13 protein-coding genes and 1 other RNA gene are annotated in these 20,589 nt (G+C 55.2%); 6 read left to right on the plus strand and 8 right to left on the minus strand.

The annotated features are described in order from the left end of the window. The first annotated feature begins 11 nt into the window (after positions 1-11). The 4 genes from rfbA (at position 12) to rfbC (ending at position 3,727) form a co-directional block, all read left to right on the plus strand. Complete coding sequence (gene rfbA / locus FYJ35_RS04085) at positions 12-908, plus strand: glucose-1-phosphate thymidylyltransferase RfbA (protein ID WP_154523568.1); 897 nt, start codon at positions 12-14, stop codon at positions 906-908. Between the two features lie 66 nt (positions 909-974). Beyond that, positions 975-2,003 (plus strand): dTDP-glucose 4,6-dehydratase, encoded by a 1,029-nt coding sequence (gene rfbB, locus FYJ35_RS04090; protein WP_154523571.1) that lies wholly within the window; start codon positions 975-977, stop codon positions 2,001-2,003. Between the two features lie 14 nt (positions 2,004-2,017). Then, entirely contained in the window at positions 2,018-3,046 is a 1,029-nt protein-coding gene (locus tag FYJ35_RS04095; RefSeq protein WP_154523574.1) for an SDR family oxidoreductase, read from the plus strand. Positions 3,047-3,121: 75 nt separating this feature from the next. Next, positions 3,122-3,727, plus strand: a complete 606-nt coding sequence (gene rfbC / locus FYJ35_RS04100; RefSeq protein ID WP_154523577.1) for a dTDP-4-dehydrorhamnose 3,5-epimerase — start codon at positions 3,122-3,124, stop codon at positions 3,725-3,727. Positions 3,728-4,000: 273 nt separating this feature from the next. On the opposite strand, the gene glmS is transcribed toward rfbC, so the two are convergent. Then, positions 4,001-5,854 (minus strand): glutamine--fructose-6-phosphate transaminase (isomerizing), encoded by a 1,854-nt coding sequence (glmS, locus tag FYJ35_RS04105; RefSeq protein ID WP_154523580.1) that lies wholly within the window; start codon positions 5,852-5,854, stop codon positions 4,001-4,003. Between the two features lie 229 nt (positions 5,855-6,083). Then, the gene (locus FYJ35_RS04110; RefSeq protein WP_154523583.1) at positions 6,084-7,286 is read right to left on the minus strand and encodes an alanyl-tRNA editing protein; all 1,203 of its coding nucleotides are present in this window, start codon (positions 7,284-7,286) and stop codon (positions 6,084-6,086) included. Between the two features lie 211 nt (positions 7,287-7,497). Between FYJ35_RS04110 and FYJ35_RS04115 the strand changes: the two genes are divergently transcribed. Then, positions 7,498-8,322: a Cof-type HAD-IIB family hydrolase gene (locus FYJ35_RS04115; RefSeq protein ID WP_154523586.1), complete on the plus strand. Its 825-nt coding sequence runs from the start codon at positions 7,498-7,500 to the stop codon at positions 8,320-8,322. A gap of 208 nt (positions 8,323-8,530) precedes the next feature. Here FYJ35_RS04115 and FYJ35_RS04120 read toward each other — a convergent pair whose 3' ends face one another. The 6 genes from FYJ35_RS04120 to FYJ35_RS04145 all read right to left on the minus strand — a co-directional run bounded on the left by FYJ35_RS04120 (position 8,531) and on the right by FYJ35_RS04145 (position 17,954). Beyond that, a complete protein-coding gene (locus FYJ35_RS04120; protein WP_154523589.1) occupies positions 8,531-11,671 on the minus strand; it encodes an InlB B-repeat-containing protein in 3,141 nt (1,046 codons plus the stop codon). Between the two features lie 190 nt (positions 11,672-11,861). Beyond that, positions 11,862-12,207: RNase P RNA component class A (rnpB, locus tag FYJ35_RS04125), an RNA gene on the minus strand. A gap of 189 nt (positions 12,208-12,396) precedes the next feature. Further along, a complete protein-coding gene (locus FYJ35_RS04130) occupies positions 12,397-14,055 on the minus strand; it encodes a nucleoside kinase (protein ID WP_154523592.1) in 1,659 nt (552 codons plus the stop codon). After that, on the minus strand, positions 14,052-14,840 hold the full coding sequence (locus tag FYJ35_RS04135; RefSeq protein ID WP_154523595.1) for a tRNA (adenine(22)-N(1))-methyltransferase: 789 nt from the start codon (positions 14,838-14,840) through the stop codon (positions 14,052-14,054). Before FYJ35_RS04135 ends, FYJ35_RS04130 begins: the two co-directional genes overlap by 4 nt. Next, a complete protein-coding gene (gene dnaG, locus FYJ35_RS04140) occupies positions 14,837-16,795 on the minus strand; it encodes a DNA primase (protein WP_154523598.1) in 1,959 nt (652 codons plus the stop codon). Before dnaG ends, FYJ35_RS04135 begins: the two co-directional genes overlap by 4 nt. Before the next feature lie 136 nt (positions 16,796-16,931). Then, entirely contained in the window at positions 16,932-17,954 is a 1,023-nt protein-coding gene (locus tag FYJ35_RS04145; RefSeq protein WP_321059007.1) for a deoxyguanosinetriphosphate triphosphohydrolase, read from the minus strand. Between the two features lie 127 nt (positions 17,955-18,081). On the opposite strand from FYJ35_RS04145, the gene FYJ35_RS04150 reads away from it, so the two are divergent. After that, positions 18,082-20,544, plus strand: a complete 2,463-nt coding sequence (locus FYJ35_RS04150; RefSeq protein ID WP_154523601.1) for a DNA internalization-related competence protein ComEC/Rec2 — start codon at positions 18,082-18,084, stop codon at positions 20,542-20,544. The last annotated feature ends 45 nt before the right edge of the window (positions 20,545-20,589 follow it).

Here is a 20,589-nt window from a genome sequence, read left to right on the forward strand (position 1 = left end):
AGTTCTGACGCATGAAGGGAATCATTCTCGCCGGCGGATCCGGCACACGCCTGTATCCGCTCACCATGGTCACCTCGAAGCAGCTGCTTCCTATCTATGACAAGCCGATGATCTACTATCCGATGTCGGTCCTGATGTCTGCCGGTATCCGGGAGATTCTGATCATCTCGACGCCGCAGGACACACCGCGTTTCCGCGAGCTGCTCGGCGACGGACATCAATTCGGCGTCCACCTGAGCTATGCGGTCCAGCCCAGCCCGGACGGACTCGCACAGGCCTTCATCATCGGGAAGGAATTCGTCGGATCCGACGAAGTCACGATGATCCTCGGGGACAACATTTTCTTCGGGCATGGTCTGAAGAAGCGCATGAAGACCGCCATCAAGAACGCGGAGTCCGGCCGCGGGGCTACGGTCTTCGGGTATTACGTGGATGATCCGGAGCGCTTCGGCATTGTCTCCTTCAACAAAGAAGGAAAGGCCGTCTCGATCGAGGAGAAACCGAAGAAGCCGAAGAGCAACTACTGCGTGACCGGCCTGTACGTGTACGACAACCGCGTCATCGAATACGCTCAGAACCTGAAGCCATCCGCGCGCGGAGAGCTGGAAATCACCGACCTCAACCGCATCTACCTGGAACATGGCGACCTCAATGTCGAGCTTCTGGGACAGGGCTTCACCTGGCTCGATACCGGGACGCACGAGTCGCTTGTGGATGCCACCAACTTCGTCAAGACGGTCGAACAGCACGAGCACCGCAAGATTGCCTGCCTGGAGGAGATCGCCTACAACAACGGCTGGATCAGCAAGGAGGAGGTTCTCGAGGTCTACAATATTCTGAAAAAGAATCAGTACGGACAGTACCTCAAGGACGTTCTCGACGGCAAGTATATCGACAAGACGCAGTGAAAAGCTGACCGATTAAGCTGACCGATTCCCGGCAGAATCGTTCAAGGCACAGAAAGGATTTTGTTTATGAATATCATCGTCACCGGCGGAGCCGGCTTCATCGGCTCCAACTTTATCTTCTACGAAATGAAAAACCATCCGGAGGACCGGATTATCTGTCTCGACAGCCTGACCTATGCAGGAAACCTGTCCACCCTGAAGCCCGTCCTCGACAAACCGAACTTCCGTTTTGTAAAGGAGTCCATCACGGACCGTGAGGCAGTTGAGCGGCTCTTTGAGGAGGAAAAACCTGACATTGTCGTCAACTTTGCGGCAGAGAGCCATGTCGACCGCTCAATCGTGAATCCGGACATCTTCCTTGAAACCAACATTCATGGAACGACGATCCTGATGGATGCCTGCCGCAAGTACGGCATCCGCCGGTTCCACCAGGTCTCTACCGACGAGGTATACGGCGATCTGCCGCTTGACCGCCCGGATCTCTTCTTCCATGAGGATACCCCGCTTCACACCTCCAGCCCCTACTCCAGCTCGAAGGCATCTGCAGATCTGTTCGTCCTGGCATACCACAGAACATTCGGTCTCCCGGTCACCATTTCCAGATGCTCCAACAACTACGGACCGTATCAGTTCCCGGAGAAGCTCATTCCGCTGATGTTCATCAACGCACTGAATGACAAGCCGCTCCCGGTCTACGGCGAGGGCAAGAATGTCCGCGACTGGCTCTATGTGGAGGATCACTGCCGCGCGATCGATCTGATCATGCGCAAGGGCAGAGACGGCGAGGTCTACAACGTCGGCGGACACAATGAGATGCACAACATCGACATTGTGAAGCTGATCTGCGACGCACTTGGAAAACCCTACTCCCTGATTACACATGTCGAGGACCGCAAGGGACATGACAGACGCTATGCCATCGACCCGACCAAGATCCACAACGAACTGGGATGGCTTCCAGAGACGAAGTTCGCGGATGGCATCCGGATGACCATCGACTGGTACAAGACACATGAAAACTGGTGGAAGCCGATCATTTCCGGCGAATACCAGAACTACTACCAGAAGATGTACGGAAACAGGAAAGAAGTCTGACAAGGGTGAAAACTATGAATGTACTGGTAACAGGAGTTGGCGGTCAGCTCGGCCATGACGTGATGAACGAGCTCTACAAAAGAGGTTATCAGGGAACCGGATCGGATATTCAGCCGGAATATGCCGGCGCACAGGATGGAAGTCCTGTCACAACAATGCCTTATATCTCCCTTGACATCACGGACCGGGATGCTGTCATGAAAGCAGTCCAGGCGCTTCGCCCTGACGTCATCGTTCACTGTGCCGCATGGACAGCTGTCGATCTTGCAGAGGATGATGACAAAGTAGCAAAGGTCCGCGCTGTCAATGTAGGCGGAACACAGAACATCGCGGATGCAGCAAAGACCATCGATGCAAAGATGGTCTACCTTTCCACGGACTATGTCTTTGACGGACAAGGAGATACGCCGTGGGATCCGGATTTCAAGGGCTATAAGCCGCTGAATGTCTACGGCCAGACGAAGCTTGACGGGGAATTTGCAGTCTCTGGCACCATCGACAAGTATTTCATCGTCCGGATTGCTTGGGTTTTCGGCAAGAACGGGAAAAACTACATCAAGACCATGCTGAATATCGGCAAAAGCCATGATGAGCTGAGAATCGTCGATGATCAGATCGGGACCCCGACCTACACATTTGACCTGGCATCGCTTCTTGTCGATATGATTGAGACAGAGAAGTATGGGTATTACCATGCAACCAATGCGGAGATTCCAGCCTCCGAGGGCGGGTATCTCATGGACGGCACAAAAAGTGCATCGCCGGAGGCTGTCTATACAAAGGAAGGCACGAAGACGGGCTATATCAGCTGGTATGATTTCTCCCGCGAAATCTTCCGGCAGGCTGCGCTGCTCGGCCACGACGAGTACAGCGAAAAGAATCTCCGGCTCATCCCGGTCAGCACAGCCGAATACGGGCTGTCCAAGGCAAAGCGCCCCTTCAACAGCCGACTCGACAAGTCAAAGCTCGTCAGGGAGGGCTTCACTCCTCTTCCGGACTGGAGAGATGCCTTGGCAAGATATCTGAAGGAGCTTGGGTACTAAAACCAGACGTTTTCATGCAGCCGGCCGGCCTTACGTGCCGGCTGCATGATGTAAAGAAAGGATCATACGAACTACATGGGACAGATTACAGTCAACAAGACACCAATCGATGGTCTCTACACCATTCTGCCGACTGTACACGGCGATAAGAGAGGCTATTTTACAGAAACCTACAACGAACGCGACATGAAGGAAGCCGGTCTGGATATGGTCTTTGTCCAGGACAACCAGTCCTCCTCGACAAAGGGCGTGCTGCGCGGGCTTCATTTTCAGAAGAAACACCCTCAGGGAAAGCTGGTCCGCTGCATCCGCGGGACTGTCTTCGACGTTGCAGTTGACCTGCGTGAGGGCAGCAAGACCTTCGGCCAGTGGTATGGCGTGGAGCTTTCCGAGGACAACCACCTTCAGTTCTACATCTCACCTGGATTCGCACATGGCTTCCTCGTGCTCTCCGACATCGCAGAGTTCTGCTATAAGGTAACAGATTTCTATACACCTGGCGATGAGGGCGGCATCGCCTGGAACGATCCGTCCGTCGGCATCAAGTGGCCTCATGTCGTCGGTTCCTATCCCGGCAGCGGAGATGCCTCCGGTTATCGTCTCGATGACGGAACACCGCTGAACCTGGCGCAGCGCGATATGGATTTCGACGTCCTTGCGAAAACCTTTCATTTTACCTAAAAGAGGATATCAAGGAAGTATTCCTAACTCGATCAAGTCACTCAATCGTTCTCCGTTTCTACACTCATTGCCTCAGATCACGCATCGTCCAGCCTCATGGTCCTTCAAACTCTGATGGTTCCGGTCAATTCCCATGAATACGATGCTTCGTCGGCATAAGAATACCGCCAGCTGATTGCTCAGCTGGCGGTATATTTTTATGATTCTCGCTCCACTTGACGGGCAGAACACTACCGTGCGATCAGACCTTGCAACTTATTTGTTTTCCGGTTCTCACTCGACGGTCACGGACTTTGCGAGGTTCCTCGGCTTATCGACATCCAGGCCCTTTGCACAGGAGACATAATAGCCCAGAAGCTGCAGCGGGATGACCGCCAGCGAGGTCATAAAATGCTCATCTGTCTTTGGTACATAGACGGTGAAGTTCACCGTGTCCTCGATGCTGTAGTTGCCATAGGTGGTCAGTCCCATCAGGTAACCGCCGCGGCTTCCGACCTCCACCATGTTGGAGCGGGTCTTCTCGAACAGCTTCGACTGTGTCATGACGCCGACAACCAGCGTCCCCTTCTCGATCAGAGAGATGGTTCCATGCTTCAGCTCGCCCGCGGCGTAGGCTTCCGAGTGAATGTAGCTGATCTCCTTCATCTTCAGGGAGCCTTCCAGACTGATCGCGTAGTCCAGCCCTCTTCCAATGAAGAACATGTCCTTTGCATTCGCAAACTTTGCCGCAAACCACTGGATTCTGTCCTTGTCGTTCAGCACCCGCTCGATCTTCTCCGGGAGCGTCTGCATCTCAGTGACCATCTCATCCGCCTTCTCCTGGGTGATCTCACCGCGCGCCCGCGCTGCCTCGACCGCAAACAGATACGTTGCGATCAGCTGGGTGGAGTAAGCCTTTGTCGTCGCGACGGCAATCTCCGGCCCTGCAAGCGTGTACATGACATGATCCGCCTCACGGGCAATCGTGGAGCCGATGACATTGACAATCGCTAGAGTCGGTACACCCTTATCCTTCGCGAGTCTGAGCGCCGCCAGGGAGTCTGCCGTTTCACCGGACTGAGAAATGATGATGACCAGGGAGTGGTCCCGCAGCTTCAGGTTTCTGTAGCGAAACTCGCTCGCCAGATCCACTTCGATGTGGATCGAGGTGAGATCTTCAATCACATAGCGGGCTGCCACACCGACATGGTAGGCACTCCCGCAGGCGACGATATACAGCTGATCCAGGGACTTCAGGAAGTCATCGGTCAGCCCTGTCTCCGAAAGGTCGATCTGTCCATCCTTGACATAGGCATTGATCGTGTCCCGGACGGCCTTCGGCTGCTCGTGGATCTCCTTGATCATGAAATGCTCATACCCGCTCTTCTCAGCCGCCTGAGTATCCCATTTCACCTCAACCGGCTCCTTCTCGACATGTTCTCTGTCGATGTTCCAGAAATCGATCGAATCGCTCTTCAGGCAGGCAATCTCGTAATTGTCCAGATAATACACATGGCGGGTGTATTTCATGATGGGCGTGACGTCCGATGCAATGAACGTTCCCGGATGCTTCTCATCCTCGGAAACACCGACAACCAGCGGACTGTCCTTGCGGACTGCATACAGCTCGCCCGGACGGTCCTTGAACAGGATCCCGAGAGAGTAACTGCCTCTGACACGATACATCATGCGGCACAGTGTCTCGATCGGGTTATGGTCGTACTTCTGATAATAATAATGGATCAGCTTTGCGGCGACCTCCGTGTCCGTCTCGGAATAGAAGGTATACCCATTCTTCTCCAGCTTCTCTCTCAGCTGCACATAGTTTTCAATGATCCCGTTGTGAACCAGGACCACCTGCCTGTCATCGCTGTAATGCGGATGTGCATTGGCGATGGACGGCTCTCCGTGGGTTGCCCATCTGGTGTGGCCGATTCCGATCGTTCCCTGCATCGCCCGGCCATCATCCGTCTTCTCAGCGAGGATTTTCAGACGCCCTTTTGCCTTGACGATATCGATGTTGCCTGTTTTGTCATTGACGACTGCAAGACCTGCCGAGTCATAGCCTCTGTATTCCAGCTTCGATAACCCCTCCAGGAGCAGCGGCGCTGCCTGTACGGTTCCGTTATATCCGACAATTCCACACATCTATCCGATCCCTCACGCATCATTTCAGGCTAATAAACAGTAAAATTTACACAACTTAATTATTATACAAGATCCATCCCTGTGCGTCAAAACAAGCAGACGGTCTCATCTTCCACCCCGGATTTCTGCCAATCTGGCTCTGTCAATCTTAAGGAAGCTGAAGCTCTTGCCGGGACGGATATGACTGCATATAGTCGTCTGAAGGGCGCAGTATCTGTCAGCTCAATGGCTAGATCTGCTGCACGAGCAGACCAGGTATATTCTCTTTTAAAAATGTCTCCACCTGCTCTTTGTCTGCCTTCACCGATCCCTGAAGAAAATACGGCCGTCCGCCGCCTTTTCCGCCGAGTGCCTGATTCATCTCACGGATCAGTGCCCTCAGGTCACCGTCCCTCTGCCCTATCGTATAAAAGTACCCGGCTTCATCACTCCCCGAAAGGACGCAGGCCAACCCGCCGTTTTTTTCCATCACCTTTGACGTCAGCTTCTGGACCATCACCGGATCATAGGTCTGTGCAAAGATGAGCACGGGGCCCTTTCCAGCAAGTGACTGGGCCATCCTGTCCATCTCTGCATACCGCAGTTCCAGAAGCTGTCCCTTCAGTGCTTTTTCATCCTCAAGCAGTTTCCCGACACCAGCGGCTGTCTCCAGCGGTTTCGAAGACGTCAGCGCTGAGACCTCCCGGTTCTGACGAAGAATGCCCGACATATAGTTGTATGCCCACCGCCCGCACATCATCTCAATGCGGATACCGCCCCGGAAGCGCTCATGTGCAATCAGACGGATCGGACCAATTTCGCCCGTATACCGGACATGAGTCCCGCAGCAGGCACAGACATCCGCCCCCGGAATCGTCACAACGCGGATCATGCCGTGGAGCTCTTTCTTGCTCCGGAATTGAACATTCTCCGCTTCCTCCTCCGTATAGACATCCGTATGGAGCGGCACGTTATTCCAGACAATCTCGTTCGCCCGCTGCTCAATCTCCTGAAGCTCCTCCTCCCTGATCTCCCCGCTCAGATCGATTGTCATCCTGTCGGCGCTCATATGGAAGCCTACATTCTCATAGCCAAAGCGGTTATGGATGAGGCCGCTCACGATGTGTTCGCCGGAATGATTCTGCATCCGGTCAAAACGGAACTTCCAGTCCAGAACACCATGTACCCTTGTTCCTGCAGGAACCTTCACTTCCCGATCACATACAACATAAATATCATCGCCGTCACTCTGCGTATCTGTAATGGCTGCTTTCCTTCCTGGAAACAGGTCTGAGAGAAGATACCCTCTGTCCCCATCCTGTCCGCCGCCCTCCGGGAAAAAGGCACTTTTATCCAGATAAAGATGTATCCCATTCTCCCCATCCCTGCAGGCAATGACGCGTGCGTCAAACTCTTTCAGGTATGCATCTTCATAATAAAGCTGCTTCGTCATTCTTGCTTTTTCCTTCTTTCTTCCTGTTCTTGTCTCAAAAATCCTTGACTGTTCTCATCCCGGAACTCTTGACGCTTTGTTCCGGCGTCTCTATACTGAAAATCGTTGTTTCCGGGAAGGCTCTGTGACAGTCGGATAGATGCTTTCAGACAGACACAACAACCTGTTCACCATTCTAACATGACAAATATTCAGTTGAAAGGCTTCCTTTATGCAGAATTCCTCTTACAAGAAAATACTATTCTCAGATATTGATGAAACACTCGTCACAACGGACAAGAGACTGACCGATGAGAACCGGTCCGCGATCATGCACTTTCTGGACACAGGCAATGCACTTGCTGTCTCAACCGGAAGGGCGCTAGCCGGTGCGCTTCATCTGATGGAACACCTCGGTCTGACCGGGCGGAAGGGTGTCTATCTCTGTGCCTACAATGGCTCTCAGATCTACGATGTATATGCAGGCAGAACCCTCTACAGAAGAGGACTTGACGCAGAGGATGTCCGGCTGGTCAACCGCTGTGCGAAGGAATATGGCATCCATCTCCAGGCATACTCCGACACAGCCGTTCTGACGGAAACGGATGATGACAATCTTCGTCAGTACTGTGAGATCCAGCACCTCCCGTTTGAGATCGTTCCGGATCTGGCAGATGCCGTGAAGCTTCCGACAGGGAAACTTCTTGCCATCGACTTTTCAGATCCTTCCAGAGTTCAGACATTCTGCACACTCCTCCGCGGCCGCCTGTCCGGGAAAATGAATGTCTTTCTCTCCAACGAATTTCTTCTCGAAATCGTGCCAAACGGAATTGACAAGGGTTTTTCGGTCAGCTTTCTGGCTAAGGAACTGTCCGTTCCGATTGAAAACACCATCAGTGCCGGGGACCAGGAGAATGACATTCCGATGATCATCGCTGCGGGACATGGCTGCGCTGTGAGCAACGGCATCCAGGCACTAAAAGACGCTGCCGACTATGTCACGGAGCACGATAACAACCACAGTGCCATCGCCGAAATTCTCAGGAAGTTCGGCTGACTGCGAGCTGCCGGTCAGAATCCACTGCGCAGCACACGCTCTGAAGATTCAGAGGTTTAATGATCCAGTCGATAAAAAACAGCTCCCCGGAGAGTTTGATATGCTTCATGGATGAAGCCTATCTCCGGAGGAGCTGTTTTTTATATTTCTGTCAGAACGATTCCTGTCAGAACGTCAGGTTTTTTCACTGTCAGACTGTCCGTCTGTCTTACCTGCGGTTCTTCTTTCTGATCACAACCAGCAGAATGATCGCTGCCAGTGCCGCTGCCGCAACGATTGCCAGCGGGATGATAGGGCTTGTGTCGCCGGTCTTGACAGAAAGCGTATTCACGACATGGATCGTGATCGACTTTTGATCGGTCGTTCCGTCTGCCTTCCAGGTATTCCCATCGTAGACATCCTTCGCATAAGTTACCGTCAGCGTATAATCGCCAACCGCATTGATCGCCATCGATGTCTGGTACGGTGCCTGTGTCCAGCTGCCTGTCACGGACCCGATCTGATAACCGGTCGGTCTGTAGCGGTAATCGCCCGGATTCGGATTCGTGTTATCCATCCCGGCTCCTACGGCGTTGAAGGTCAGTGTGCTGCTCTTGAGGTACTCCATATCATTCTGGAGCCCTGAAATGGTGTTGTTTGCCGGATCCGGTCCGTTCTTATACACGGCCGTGATCGTTGCATCACTTGCCTTGACCGTCGCAGTTGAATAGTAGGAGGACTTGTCTCCAAGCTCGATCTTGCCGCTCGTAACCGTCCATTTGTCAAATTCCTTTCCTGCAGCAGGATAATCTGCCTGAAGCGATACCTTCTGGCCGATCGTATAGGTTCCGGAAGGCTTTCCGTTCTTTACCGTAATCTTATATGGAATCGGCTCATAATTCGCCTGCACAGACGCATCCGAGCTGCAGGTAAAGGTTGTGGTCGCTGCCTTCTGATCCGCGAAGGTCCCGGTTCCGGATGCAATCGTCCATCCGGAGAATCTGTATCCTTCCTTCGGTGCGTCCGCTGTGATGGTCGCCGGCGTCGATGCTGCATACTGCCCCGTCCCGCTTCCGGACGTAACCGTCAGATTGTACATGATATCCTTATAGTTGGCCGTAACGGTCAGCTTCGCGGATGCTATAAGCGGGCTCTTCAGCTCAAACGAAAGCGCTGTCTGTGTCAGGTCACCCGGGACCTCCTTCAGCAGATTCTGATCAGAGAATGTCCAGCCATCGAATGCCTTTCCGGCCGGAGCATCGTCAGCCTTTACGGACAGGCTGGTTCCTGCCAGATACGCACCGCTTGCATTGTTGCTATCACTGGTTATCACGCCGCCTGTTACCGTGACAGAGACCTTGTAGGTCTTGTCCTCCGGTGCTGTGACGTTCACTGTGACATCCTGATCAGGCATGGCAAACGTAAAGGTCTGACCGCTGGCATCTGTATTGACAATTTTCGAACTGTCCGCTCCGGTAACTGTCACAACCGGAGACGCACTGCTGTTCTCAGCCTTGACGACAATGATCTGATCCTTTTGAAGCTTTTTCAGATCCGGAATCGAATTTCCATCCTTGTCTGTTACTGTCACCTTTGTATAATGAGACGCGCCATTGTCATCCTTATTAACTGTAAGTGTATGATCATCAGGCTTCTGCTCCGCGACATTCACCGTCGTCTCCTCAGCCGGCATCGTAAAGGTGACAGACACGTTCTGGCTTCCATCGCCATCGTTTTCTTTCGTCTGAACGGATGCTCCATCACTCGTCGTGACAGAAACATCAGACGCCTTCTCTACGCCCTCAACCGTTGCCGTCACAACAGTTCCCTCCGGAACCTGTGTGCCTGCCTCAATCTTGTTGCTGTTCGCTGCGTTCTGAAGCGAAACGGCTGCCGGATTCTCAGCACCTTCCAGATTGACCGTCAGAAGACTTGCTGTCTCCTGCGGCGCTTCCGTCGTCTTTGTCTCAGCCTGTGGAGCCTCCGTTGCCTTTGTCTCAGCCTGTGGAGCCTCTGTCGCCTTTGTCTCCGGCTGGTCCGACGTGTTCTGCGCATCGGATTCTGCCGTCGTCTCCGTCTGTGCCGGAGCCGCTGGCGCATCCTTGTATACTGCCTGGATGGTGACATCCGCTGAAGGAGCCGCTGCAAAGGTCACAGTCGACGATGCGGACGCCGGATCAGAGAACTGTACGGCAGGATCCGAAGCCGTCCACTTGTCAAACACCTGTCCCTTGCTGTTCTCCGCCTGTGTATTGATCGCCTGGCTGAAGCCGTCCGAATAAGGCGTGACAATTGTGGAATCAGATCCGTCATCCGTGACAAATATCACAGAAACATTCACGCTCTGTGCCTGCTGGCTGTCAGTCGAGGCAGAGGATGCATCGGAAGCATCTGCGGAAGCTGCCGCGTTACCCGCTTCTTCAGTTGCAGCACCGCCCTCAACATTGATGCTCTGGGAAGTATCCTGCCCGGCTGCGTCTGTCTGCTGCTGATCCGCTGCAGCTTGACCAGTCGCCGGTGCCTCCGTAGCAGGCTGTTCGGTCTCCTTCTGCGCTGCCTCATACTGGGCCGTAAAAACCACCACCTGATCCGGTTTTCCCATTGTAAAGGTCAGGGTGGCATTCTTCAGAGCTTCGGCACTGAGTCCGGAAAGACCGAGCGCGGACACATCATCTGCCGTCTGGACACTGCCGTCCGCCCCGATCTTCGAGACAGACCATCCGGAGAACTGCTGCCCGTCCGGAGCCGCATCTGCGGTCACCGTCACCTGACTGCCCTCCGCAAAATACTTTGCGTCCGGCATCGCGGTCTGCTGGCTTCCGTCGGAGGCCGTCACAGTCAGAGCGGATGCAGAGGGATCTGTATCCCCGGACCCTGACAGGGTTCCGCCTATTGCCTCCACCACGTAACCGGCAAGATCCAGCTGGTAAACCTTTCCTTCCGGCTGCTGAGTGATCTGCTGCGGCACCATCGCCGGGCTCCCGTCCTCGTTTGTCACCGGATTGCCATTCTCATCCGTAAGCGGAACCATCTCTGTCTGAGCGGTATCAGCTGCAGGCGTCAGATCCTTGACTGTATAGACAGCTGCCGTCCCGTCCTTCCACAGGGATGTACCGTCATCAGCCTTGCTCAGGCTCTCCGCCTTTCCGGCCTGTGCGTTGTCTGCACCAAGATAAATGGCGGCAGCCCCATAGACCTTGTCTCCCGGATAGAGCTTCGGTGTGCCGGCGTCAAAATTGAACTGCTGCCCACCGTACGAAGCATTCGATGTCGTATCGTATGTTACCGGGTCGGCATAGCCGGTAAAACTGCCTGTAAACGCAAGCGCGCAGGCAGCGAGCAGTCCGAGCATCTGTCTTCTCTTCATCATAGTGTCTCGCCCTCTTCTTTCAGGAAGTTGTGTCCGAAAGTGGAAACGTTTATAGTGTTCACTGTTTCGACACAGGTATGATAACACGTTCAGGGAATCGATGATCGTGAATTCAAGAACAGAAATTATGAAGAAATTCTTAAAGAATCGTCAGAAGCATTCTGCTGTCTGAACCGTCTGAAATGTCTGAGATGTAAGCAGGACGATAAGCCGGGTTATGTCGTGGACGGCCATCTATCCAGGCCCGCCGTTGCCGGCGGGCTCAAGCAGCCTACCTGAAGCTGACGGGCAGCCATATGCTTCGTTTCGGCCTTGCTTCGGATGGGGTTTGCATGTGCCCCGCCCGTTACCGGGCGGGCGGTAGTCTCTTACACTGCCCTTCCAACCTTACCGGGAAAATCCCGGCGGTACATTTCTGTTGCACTTTCCTGGGAGTCGCCTCCACCGGACGTTATCCGGCATCCTGCCCTGTGAAGCCCGGACTTTCCTCTCCCGGCACCTTTCGGTCTGCCGGCAGCGGCCGCCTGTCCTGCTTACCCGAACACTCTAACACAGGGCAGGCTGCATTTGCAAGCGGAAGTCCGCAGCATGCCATTCTGCTCTCCTGGCAGCTTTCCCTGTCTGCCGCAGCTGAACTGTATGAACTGTAAAGAAGCTGATTCCGCGGCTGTCTCAGCGGCTTCCGGCTGAAAGGCTGCCGGCAGAAAGCAAACGGATGATGACGCTCAGGCCAGGAAGGTTCCCCCGCCGATGAACTCCCGTACCAGGGAATTTTTCGGAATGTCGTCCGGCGGGATCGGCAGAAAGTAGTCGAGAAACTTCAGAAGCCGCTTCGCCTCCGTATATTCCGGCTCATCCTCCCTGATCGAGAACAGCATCGGCTCCGCGTAGAGCTTGAGAACCCCAAGTTCATAGATCAGCGCGGAGTTGAACATGACATCCGCACTCTCCTGGAACGGGAAAATATAGTTCTCCTCCCCCCGCCGCACGCTTTTCCACATCGCGATCGTATTCTTTGCGCTCGTCCCCCGGGTCCGCTGGTCACGCACGATCCGGCGCAGCAGTCTGCCGTCCGTCGTCGGAATCCGGTTGTGCTCGTCAATGTTCAGCTGCGTGAGGGCGGATATATAGATTCGGAAGCTGCTTTCCTTCGGAAGCGCAGCGGTCACCCTGTCGTCAAGCCCGTGGATGCCCTCAATCACCAGCACATCCCGCTCAGACAGACGAAGGTGCTGTCCCTTGTACTCGCGCTTCCCTGTCTTGAAGTTGAAGGTCGGAAGCTGAACGTCCTTTCCTTCCAGAAGATCTGTCATATCGCGGCTGAAAAGCGCAAGGTCGATGGCATCGAGTGACTCAAAGTCATAGTTCCCGTTTTCATCCTTCGGTGTGTCCTCGCGGTTTTTAAAGTAGTCATCCATCGGAACCGGGTGCGGAATGAGTCCGTGCACCGAGAGCTGGATTGAAAGCCGGTGGCTGAAGGTCGTCTTGCTGGAGGAGGACGGGCCCGCAATCAGAATCAGCTTCTTCGTCCGGCTTGCCGTGATTTCATCGGCGATCTCTGCGATTCTTTTCTCCTGAAGCGCCTCCTGTGCAAGGATCAGTTCCCGTGTCCGGCCTTCGGTCACCAGATCATTCAGGTCCCCGACCGTGTCGACGTGCATTAGCTCGCCCCATTTCCGGGACTCATTCTGAACATCGAACAGCTTTCTGACCGGCTGAAATGGTGCCACCTTCTCCGGCTCCTGCATGGTCGGCATCATCAGGACAAACCCGTCCCCGTACAGCTTCAGGTCAAAATGCTGCAGATAGGATGAATCCGGCACCATGTAGCCATAGTTATAGTCACAATACCCGTCAAAGCTGTAGACATTGGTCCGCGAGCTGATGCGGTAGCGGAACAGCCGGGCCTTGTCGTCCATCCGGTTTCGGGCAAACAGCCGTGCTGCCTTTGAGGTCTCCATCGACCGTTTTTCAAACGGGATCCTCAGCGCGGCAAGCCGCTCCATTTCCAGGCGCACCCGCTCCAGGAGCTGCCCGTCAAGCTGTGCCTTCTCACTCTTCATCGAGCAGAACAGCCCCTGACTCACCGTGAAATGAACCCAGATATGGACTTCTTCCTCTGCTCCTATCACGTTCTGGAACGCTTTGAGCATCATCAGGACGAGGGACCTGGCGTAGGTGTCTCTGCCGATCTTGTCTGCCATGGTAATGAAGGTCAGCTCTGCATCATGCGTCAGCTGTTTTCCAAGTTCTCTCAGCTTGTTTCCACTGCTGACAAGCAGAATCGGGTACCGTTCCAGACTCTGGTACGCCTCTGCAATCTCCTTGTAACGCACCCCTTCCGGAAACTGTCTGCTGACGCCGTCCGCCTTCACTGTAATCATCGCGCCTCTCCTCCCTGTGCTCTTTTATTAAGTTCAAGCGCCATCTGCACCTGTTCAATCCGCGCTGCCCTTCGCTCTGCACCTGCTCTGCCTGTATCCTTCTTTTTCCTGCTTCCGTCTTTGTCCGCGTCCTGCGTCCTTTCCGTCTCAAGCCCTCTGCCTTCGCCGGATGTTTTCTCCGACTCCCTCAGCTTCCCCAGCACCGTAAGAAGCGTCTGTTCCTCATGCCGGAGATACTGCAGAAGGACCGGATGCCGCTTCTCCAGAAGCCTCGGTCCATACTGAAGCTGCAGCCTGCTGAGCGGCTCCTGCCCTCGCTCCGCCTCCATCATCGGATAATACTTGCCCTCCTCCAGTACCATATTCTCGCGCAGGATCCGCCAGCCGTGCGTGCTCAGATACCGCCGGACATCCCCGATCTCCGACTGCGGCTGCAGGACGAGCGCCTTCGCACCGGAAAGCTTCTCCTCCCCCGCTGCCAGGATCCGGACCGTCAGGGGGCCTCCCATCCCGGCAATGAGCACGACATCGGCCTCCCCTGCCTTCAGGCCGTCCAGCCCGTCTGACAGCCTCAGGCTGATTCTGTCAGACAGCCCTGCCTCCTTCACACTGGCATCTGCCCGGGACAGAGGTCCCTTCCTGACATCCATGGCGACCGCCCTGTGCACAACGCCCTCTTCTACAAGCGTCACCGGCACATAGCCATGATCCGTTCCAATATCCGCCAGGCACTCTCCATGCGGACAGAGCGCACAGACGGCCCGGAGTCTTTCCGACAGCATCATGACAGATGTACCTCAAGCATCCGGATCTGGTTCAGCTTCTGCTTTCTTGTGACAGCCTTTGCCATCTCGTTTGCTCCTTCCTCCATGGAAATGGGCGAGGCCTCGTACACCTTCCGGACGGTCTCCCGGATCGCCTTCACCCGCTCAGAATCATTTGCCGCCATGTCCATTGTATGGAAGAGCTCCGCAACCTTCGCCTGCGTCTGCGTGTCCTCAAACCGGGCGATGACAGCCGCCTCATCTACCTTCTGATGCTCCTCCATTTGACCGTACAGGATCTCTGCGACGCTGCCCGCGAGACCGTCTCCATACCCGTCCTTCCCGATGTACGGTTTGATATCGCCGGCAATCGATGGATATCTTGCAATGTAGGACAACAGCAGCCGTCTGGACATCTCGAGACTCTGGTCTCCGACCGATCCTTCGCTGCCGCGCCGCGTCGCCGGCCTCGGAATCTGGTAATAATCCCCTGTCGACAGATCCTCATAGTAGTCCGGGACCGGCCGTTCCTCATAGGAGGGCCCTTCGTCTTCTACGCCCGACGTTTCCCTGGAGACTTCAGCCGTCCTGGGTGAATCTTCCTCCGGACGCGCCTCCGTCCTGTAATCCCGGTTATAAGAGGAACCTCCACGCGCAGCCGAAAGATACCGGTCGTCGACAATTCCCTTCTCCAGCTTTGCGCGGACACGGTCCGTGAGATCGGCCTCCTCGATCCCGTACTGCTCCGCCGCGAGCCGAATATACCCTTTCCGCTTGAACACATCATCCATCGAGGCGATCAGGGTTGCAAGCGCATCATAAAAGTCTGCGGCTCCGTCAGGATCATCCATTCGGAAACGCTTCTGCATGACACCCGACTCGAAGAGAAATGCATTTTCAGCCTGGTCAAGCCGTTTCTGGAAAGCCTCCTGCCCCTCCGCCTTGATGAATTCATCCGGATCCTTGTACGGTTCCAGATGGAGGATCACCGGTGTGATTCCGGCCTTTCTCAGCATCGGAATCGCCCGCATCTTTGCGTTCGTGCCAGCCTGGTCTGAGTCATAGCTGAGAATGACATCCTTCGTGAACCTCCGGATGATCTCGCAGTGCTGCCAGGTCAGTGCCGTCCCGAGCGATGCCACGGCATACGTAAAGCCTGCCTGATGCATCGCAATGACATCCATGTAGCCCTCGCAGAGAATCAGCTTCCCGGCGCGCGTGCGGCGGGCGACATTGTAGCCATACAGATTCCGGCTCTTGTCGAAGACAGCCGATTCCGGACTGTTGAGATACTTCGGCTTTGCATCTCCCATCACGCGGCCGCCGAATCCGATCACCCGATTCTGCGTGTCCAGAATCGGGAAGATCACTCTGTTGCGGAAGCGGTCATACATCCTTCCCCGCAGCTCGTCCAGATTCATCAGCCCGGACATGCGGATCAGCTCATCAGAAAACCCGCGCTCTTTCAGGTAATTGTACAGCGACGAAGAATCGGCGGGCGCAAATCCAAGCCCGAAGCGCTGGATCGTCTCATCTGTCAGTTTTCTGCCTCTCAGATAGGAAAGCCCCTCCCGCCCCTCGGGGCTGTGGAGCTCCTTGAAGAACCATGTCGCCGCCACCTTGTTGAGCTCCAGGATCTGCATCTTCTCGTCGCGGGCTTTTTTCTCTCCCGGGCGGTAAGACTGCTCCGGCAGACTGATCCCAGCCTGGCCGGCGAGCGTCTGGACCGCCTCCTGAAAGGTCATGTTGTCGTGCTCCTCCAGGAAGGTAAAGACATTTCCGCCCTTATGGCAGCCAAAGCAGTAGTACATCTGACGATCCGGATCGACACTGAAGGACGGCGTCTTTTCATTATGAAAAGGACACAGTCCGACATACCGCCGTCCGGCCTTTTTCAGCCGGACACTGGCACCGATCAGGCGCACAATGTCCGTCGCGTCCCGGACCTTGTCGATCACCTCATCCGAATAGTACAAATGTTCCTTCCTCCTTTCAGTTTCCTGCAGCATTGTCTCCGGCTGGCAGACTGTCCGTAGATACCCTGCCTGTGCCCTGTCCGCTTTCACTTGCAGGATCAGCCATCCTGTGCTACTTTATAAATCCATCCTGACTTCACTTCTTCTGCCAGGACTGCGGCACAAAGAGTTCCTGGAACTTCGAGATCGAATACTGGTCCGTCATTCCGGATATGTAATCGCACACCACCCGCGGCTCGGGTTGCCCCTTCTTCTTAATCAGATCGATATATTCCTGCGGCATCTCATCGACATGCTTCTCATAGTACTGGTAGAGCATCGTGATCATCCGGCCAACCTTGCCCTCCTCCGTCTTGGCGACAGAGTTCAGATAGACATGGTCGAACATGAACTTCCGAAGCTCCATCATCGCTTTCTCAATTTCTGGAGACATCCGGATGTCTGCCCTGTCCAGACTGCTGTATATCACATCATGAATCAGCGTATTGAGCCTGTCCCTCGTGGAACCGCCCAGAATCTCCCGGTACTTCTTCGGAATGTCTTCCTCTGACAGGATTCCGGCACGCTCGGCATCATCGATATCGTGGTTGATGTAGGCAATCTTGTCACAGAACCGCACAATCTGTCCTTCGAGCGTCGAAGGATGTCCCGATGTCCGGTGGTTGAGGATCCCGTCCCGCACCTCCCAGGTCAGATTCAATCCTTCTCCGTTCTTTTCCAGGACCTCCACCACACGGATGCTCTGCCGGAAATGAGCAAATCCCAGCGGACAGATTTCATTCAGAACCCGCTCCCCCGTGTGACCGAAGGGTGTGTGTCCGAGGTCATGCCCGAGTGCAATGGCATCGCTCAGATCGTCATTGAGCCGGAGCGCCTTCGCGATTGTCCGGGAAAGCTGCGAGACCTCCAGCGTATGGGTCAAACGAGTACGGTAATGGTCGCCCATCGGCGCGATAAAGACCTGCGTCTTATGTGCCAGTCTGCGAAACGACTTGCTGTGCAGAATCCGGTCACGATCTCTCTGGTAGACGGTTCTGATGTCGCACTGCGGCTCCTCCCGCTCTCGCCCTTTTGAATCTCCCGCATGCGCTGCATAAGGGCTGAGAACCTCGTACTCTCTTTCTTCCGCCATCTCGCGGATAGAACGTTCCCGATTCACCCCGGCACCTCCCTTCAGACGTTCTGCTCATGATCTGCCAACAGATCCATATACCCCATTTCAAAGGCTGCTGATTGTTTCTATTGTACCACGAGTCAACCGCTTCGCCTATTCAGGAGAGTGTCGAATGTCCATTCTTTCAAGAATTCCGATCCCCTGCACAGAAATCACAGGCCGGCCTGTCTGCCTGCTGGCTGCTCTGGTGGTCCTTTTCAGCATTCTGCGCGGTCTTCTCGCCCCGCCGGGTTCCATCGACCTGTCCAGCGCCGAAGGCCGCTATCTGCTGCTCTCAGGGGAAGTGCTGTCGAAGGAAACGACCGCGGAGGGCTACGGGCTTCAGCTTGGATACATCACATTTCTGGAGAAAAATGAAGGAAATACTTCCCCCTACAAAGCACTCCTGGACAAATTAAGGGAACGATGGCCGCGCAAGGGCCGGATCCGTGTCTTTTTAAACGGCTCCCCTGATAAAACACTTCCATATTCGCAAAAGCCGGACCAGGCAGACATCTACCGCGCATGCCGGATTGGAAGCCGCGTTACTCTGTCCGGAAAGGCATCGATCCCGGAGCCGGCCACAAATCCCGGACAGTATGATGCACAGAAGGCCAGCTATGCCCGGCATACCTATCTGAAGCTGTCTGATGTCACACTGAAAGGCACTGATCAAAAACACGGCAATCTGTTTCTCAACGCCCTTGCCTTTCTCCGGCTGTCCCTCCGAAAGGGTGCGGAGCAGGTCTTTGGTTCCCGCAACAGTGCTCTCATATCCGCGATTGTTCTCGGCGACCGTTCGGGTCTTGATGCGGAGACCAGACAGCTCTTCCAGGACGGCGGGATTCTTCATGTTCTCGCGGTCTCCTCGCTCCATGTCACATTACTCGGGCTGACACTCTACAAGATTCTGAGACGGCTCAGGCAGAGCTTCCTAGTCTCCGCCCTCGCATCCGGCTTCCTCGTCGTCAGCTACTGCCTGATGACCGGAAGCAGCTACTCTGCGGTCCGGGCAGGCGTGATGTTCCTGCTCTGGCTGGGCTCTCAGATAACCGGCCGTACATTTGACCGCCTCACAGCGCTCGGAGCTGCCGCCATCCTGATCCTCCTCCGGCAGCCCCTTGCTCTGACAGATGCCGGATTTTTGCTTTCCTTTGGATGCATTCTGTCCCTCGCACTGCTGGAACCTGTCTTCTCCGACATCTGGAATCCCCGCCACGCCCTTTCAAGGCGCCTTTCCGGCGCCCTGGCGCTCCAGGCCGGCGTTCTACCGTGCATCCTCTGGTTTTACTATCAGGCAACACCATACGGAATCCTCGTCGGCCTCATTGTCCTTCCGTCCATGAGTCTGGTGATGTTCTTCGGAACAATCGGCATTCTTGCCGGCCTGCTGATTCCACTTGGTTCCTTTTTCCTGACCTCTGCCCGCCTGGCAGGCGGGCCGTGCGGATACCTGCTCGATCTGTTCCGCCTCCTGTGCCGGTTTGCGCAGCGCCTTCCAGGGGACGTCATCATCACCGGACGTCCGTCTGTCTGGAAAATGGTGCTCTACTACGCATGCCTTCTTGCCTTCTGCCTCATCATTCGGCTCCCGGACCGAAAGACCTTTCTGAAAAACCGAAAAAAGATCCGGTTTTTTCATGCAGGTCTTCTGCTCTCCCTTTTCCTCCTGATGCTCATCCAGAGAAAGCCGGCCTTCCGCTTCACCTGTCTGGACGTCGGCCAGGGCAGCTGTGCCCTGGTTGAGCAGGACGGTCTCACCATGCTTTTTGACTGCGGATCCAGCTCGGTGAAGGATGTCTGGCGCAGGCGGGTGGAGCCTGCCCTGAAGTTCTACGGAATCAGCCACATTGACCTGCTTTTTCTGTCCCACGCCGACGGCGATCACATCAGCGGTGCGCAGGAGCTGCTCAGCGGCATGCACGGCATGCTGCCAGGTGCCGCCTGCTTTCGGCGCATGCCGCCTGAAGGAATCTCTTCCGCACAGACGGGTGATTTGACTCTGGTGCAGCGGTTCTCTGCCGCACAGGCGGGCGGAATTCGTATCGGGCGGATCCTGCTGCCGCAGACAGACGTCACCTCTGACGGGCCGGGCATGGCAGAGGTCATCGCCGCCGCCCGGAGATTCAATATCCCCATCTCAACAGTCAGCGAGGGGGCCGAATTTCAGCACGGACAGCTTCATCTTCGGGTCTTATCCCCGTCTCCCGGCAGGATGACGGGGTCCGACAACGAGGACTGCATCGTACTCTCTCTTTCATGGAAGAATATCCGGATTCTCTTTACCGGAGATCTCGAAAAAGAAGGCGAGGAGAAGTTTACGCGCGCATACCAGGATGCGGCGCTCTTCTCCCCGCCACGGGGGCATTCAGAAACGAACAGCCGGACAATCCTTCTTGCCGGTCATCACGGAAGCCGCAATGCAACATCAGAAGGGTTTCTCTCTCTTGTCCGTCCTGACCTTGTACTCATCTCCTGCGGCCGGAACAACCGCTACGGACACCCTGCCGCTGCGATGCTGAAACGGCTGGAGGACAGAGGCCTTCCCTGTTTCCGCACAGACCAGAGCGGAGCCTTCTGCCTTACGGCAGACTGACACGTCTGCTTCGGGGCGGCACTTCCCGGAAGCGATAAAAAGCAC

Origin of the sequence: Porcincola intestinalis (assembly GCF_009696445.1) — a bacterium.
Lineage (GTDB): Bacteria > Bacillota > Clostridia > Lachnospirales > Lachnospiraceae > Porcincola > Porcincola intestinalis.

Excerpts from the sequence above, each read along its gene's own strand:
- FYJ35_RS04135 (WP_154523595.1), bottom strand. The coding sequence starts at position 14,840 with ATGATGCTGTCGGAAAGACTCCGGGCCGTCTGTGCGCTCTGTCCGCAT.
- glmS (WP_154523580.1), bottom strand. The coding sequence starts at position 5,854 with ATGTGTGGAATTGTCGGATATAACGGAACCGTACAGGCAGCGCCGCTG.
- rfbA (WP_154523568.1), top strand. The coding sequence starts at position 12 with ATGAAGGGAATCATTCTCGCCGGCGGATCCGGCACACGCCTGTATCCG.
- FYJ35_RS04120 (WP_154523589.1), bottom strand. The coding sequence starts at position 11,671 with ATGATGAAGAGAAGACAGATGCTCGGACTGCTCGCTGCCTGCGCGCTT.
- FYJ35_RS04110 (WP_154523583.1), bottom strand. The coding sequence starts at position 7,286 with ATGACGAAGCAGCTTTATTATGAAGATGCATACCTGAAAGAGTTTGAC.
- FYJ35_RS04115 (WP_154523586.1), top strand. The coding sequence starts at position 7,498 with ATGCAGAATTCCTCTTACAAGAAAATACTATTCTCAGATATTGATGAA.
- FYJ35_RS04130 (WP_154523592.1), bottom strand. The coding sequence starts at position 14,055 with ATGATTACAGTGAAGGCGGACGGCGTCAGCAGACAGTTTCCGGAAGGG.
- FYJ35_RS04095 (WP_154523574.1), top strand. The coding sequence starts at position 2,018 with ATGAATGTACTGGTAACAGGAGTTGGCGGTCAGCTCGGCCATGACGTG.
- FYJ35_RS04150 (WP_154523601.1), top strand. The coding sequence starts at position 18,082 with ATGTCCATTCTTTCAAGAATTCCGATCCCCTGCACAGAAATCACAGGC.
- rfbB (WP_154523571.1), top strand. The coding sequence starts at position 975 with ATGAATATCATCGTCACCGGCGGAGCCGGCTTCATCGGCTCCAACTTT.
- rfbC (WP_154523577.1), top strand. The coding sequence starts at position 3,122 with ATGGGACAGATTACAGTCAACAAGACACCAATCGATGGTCTCTACACC.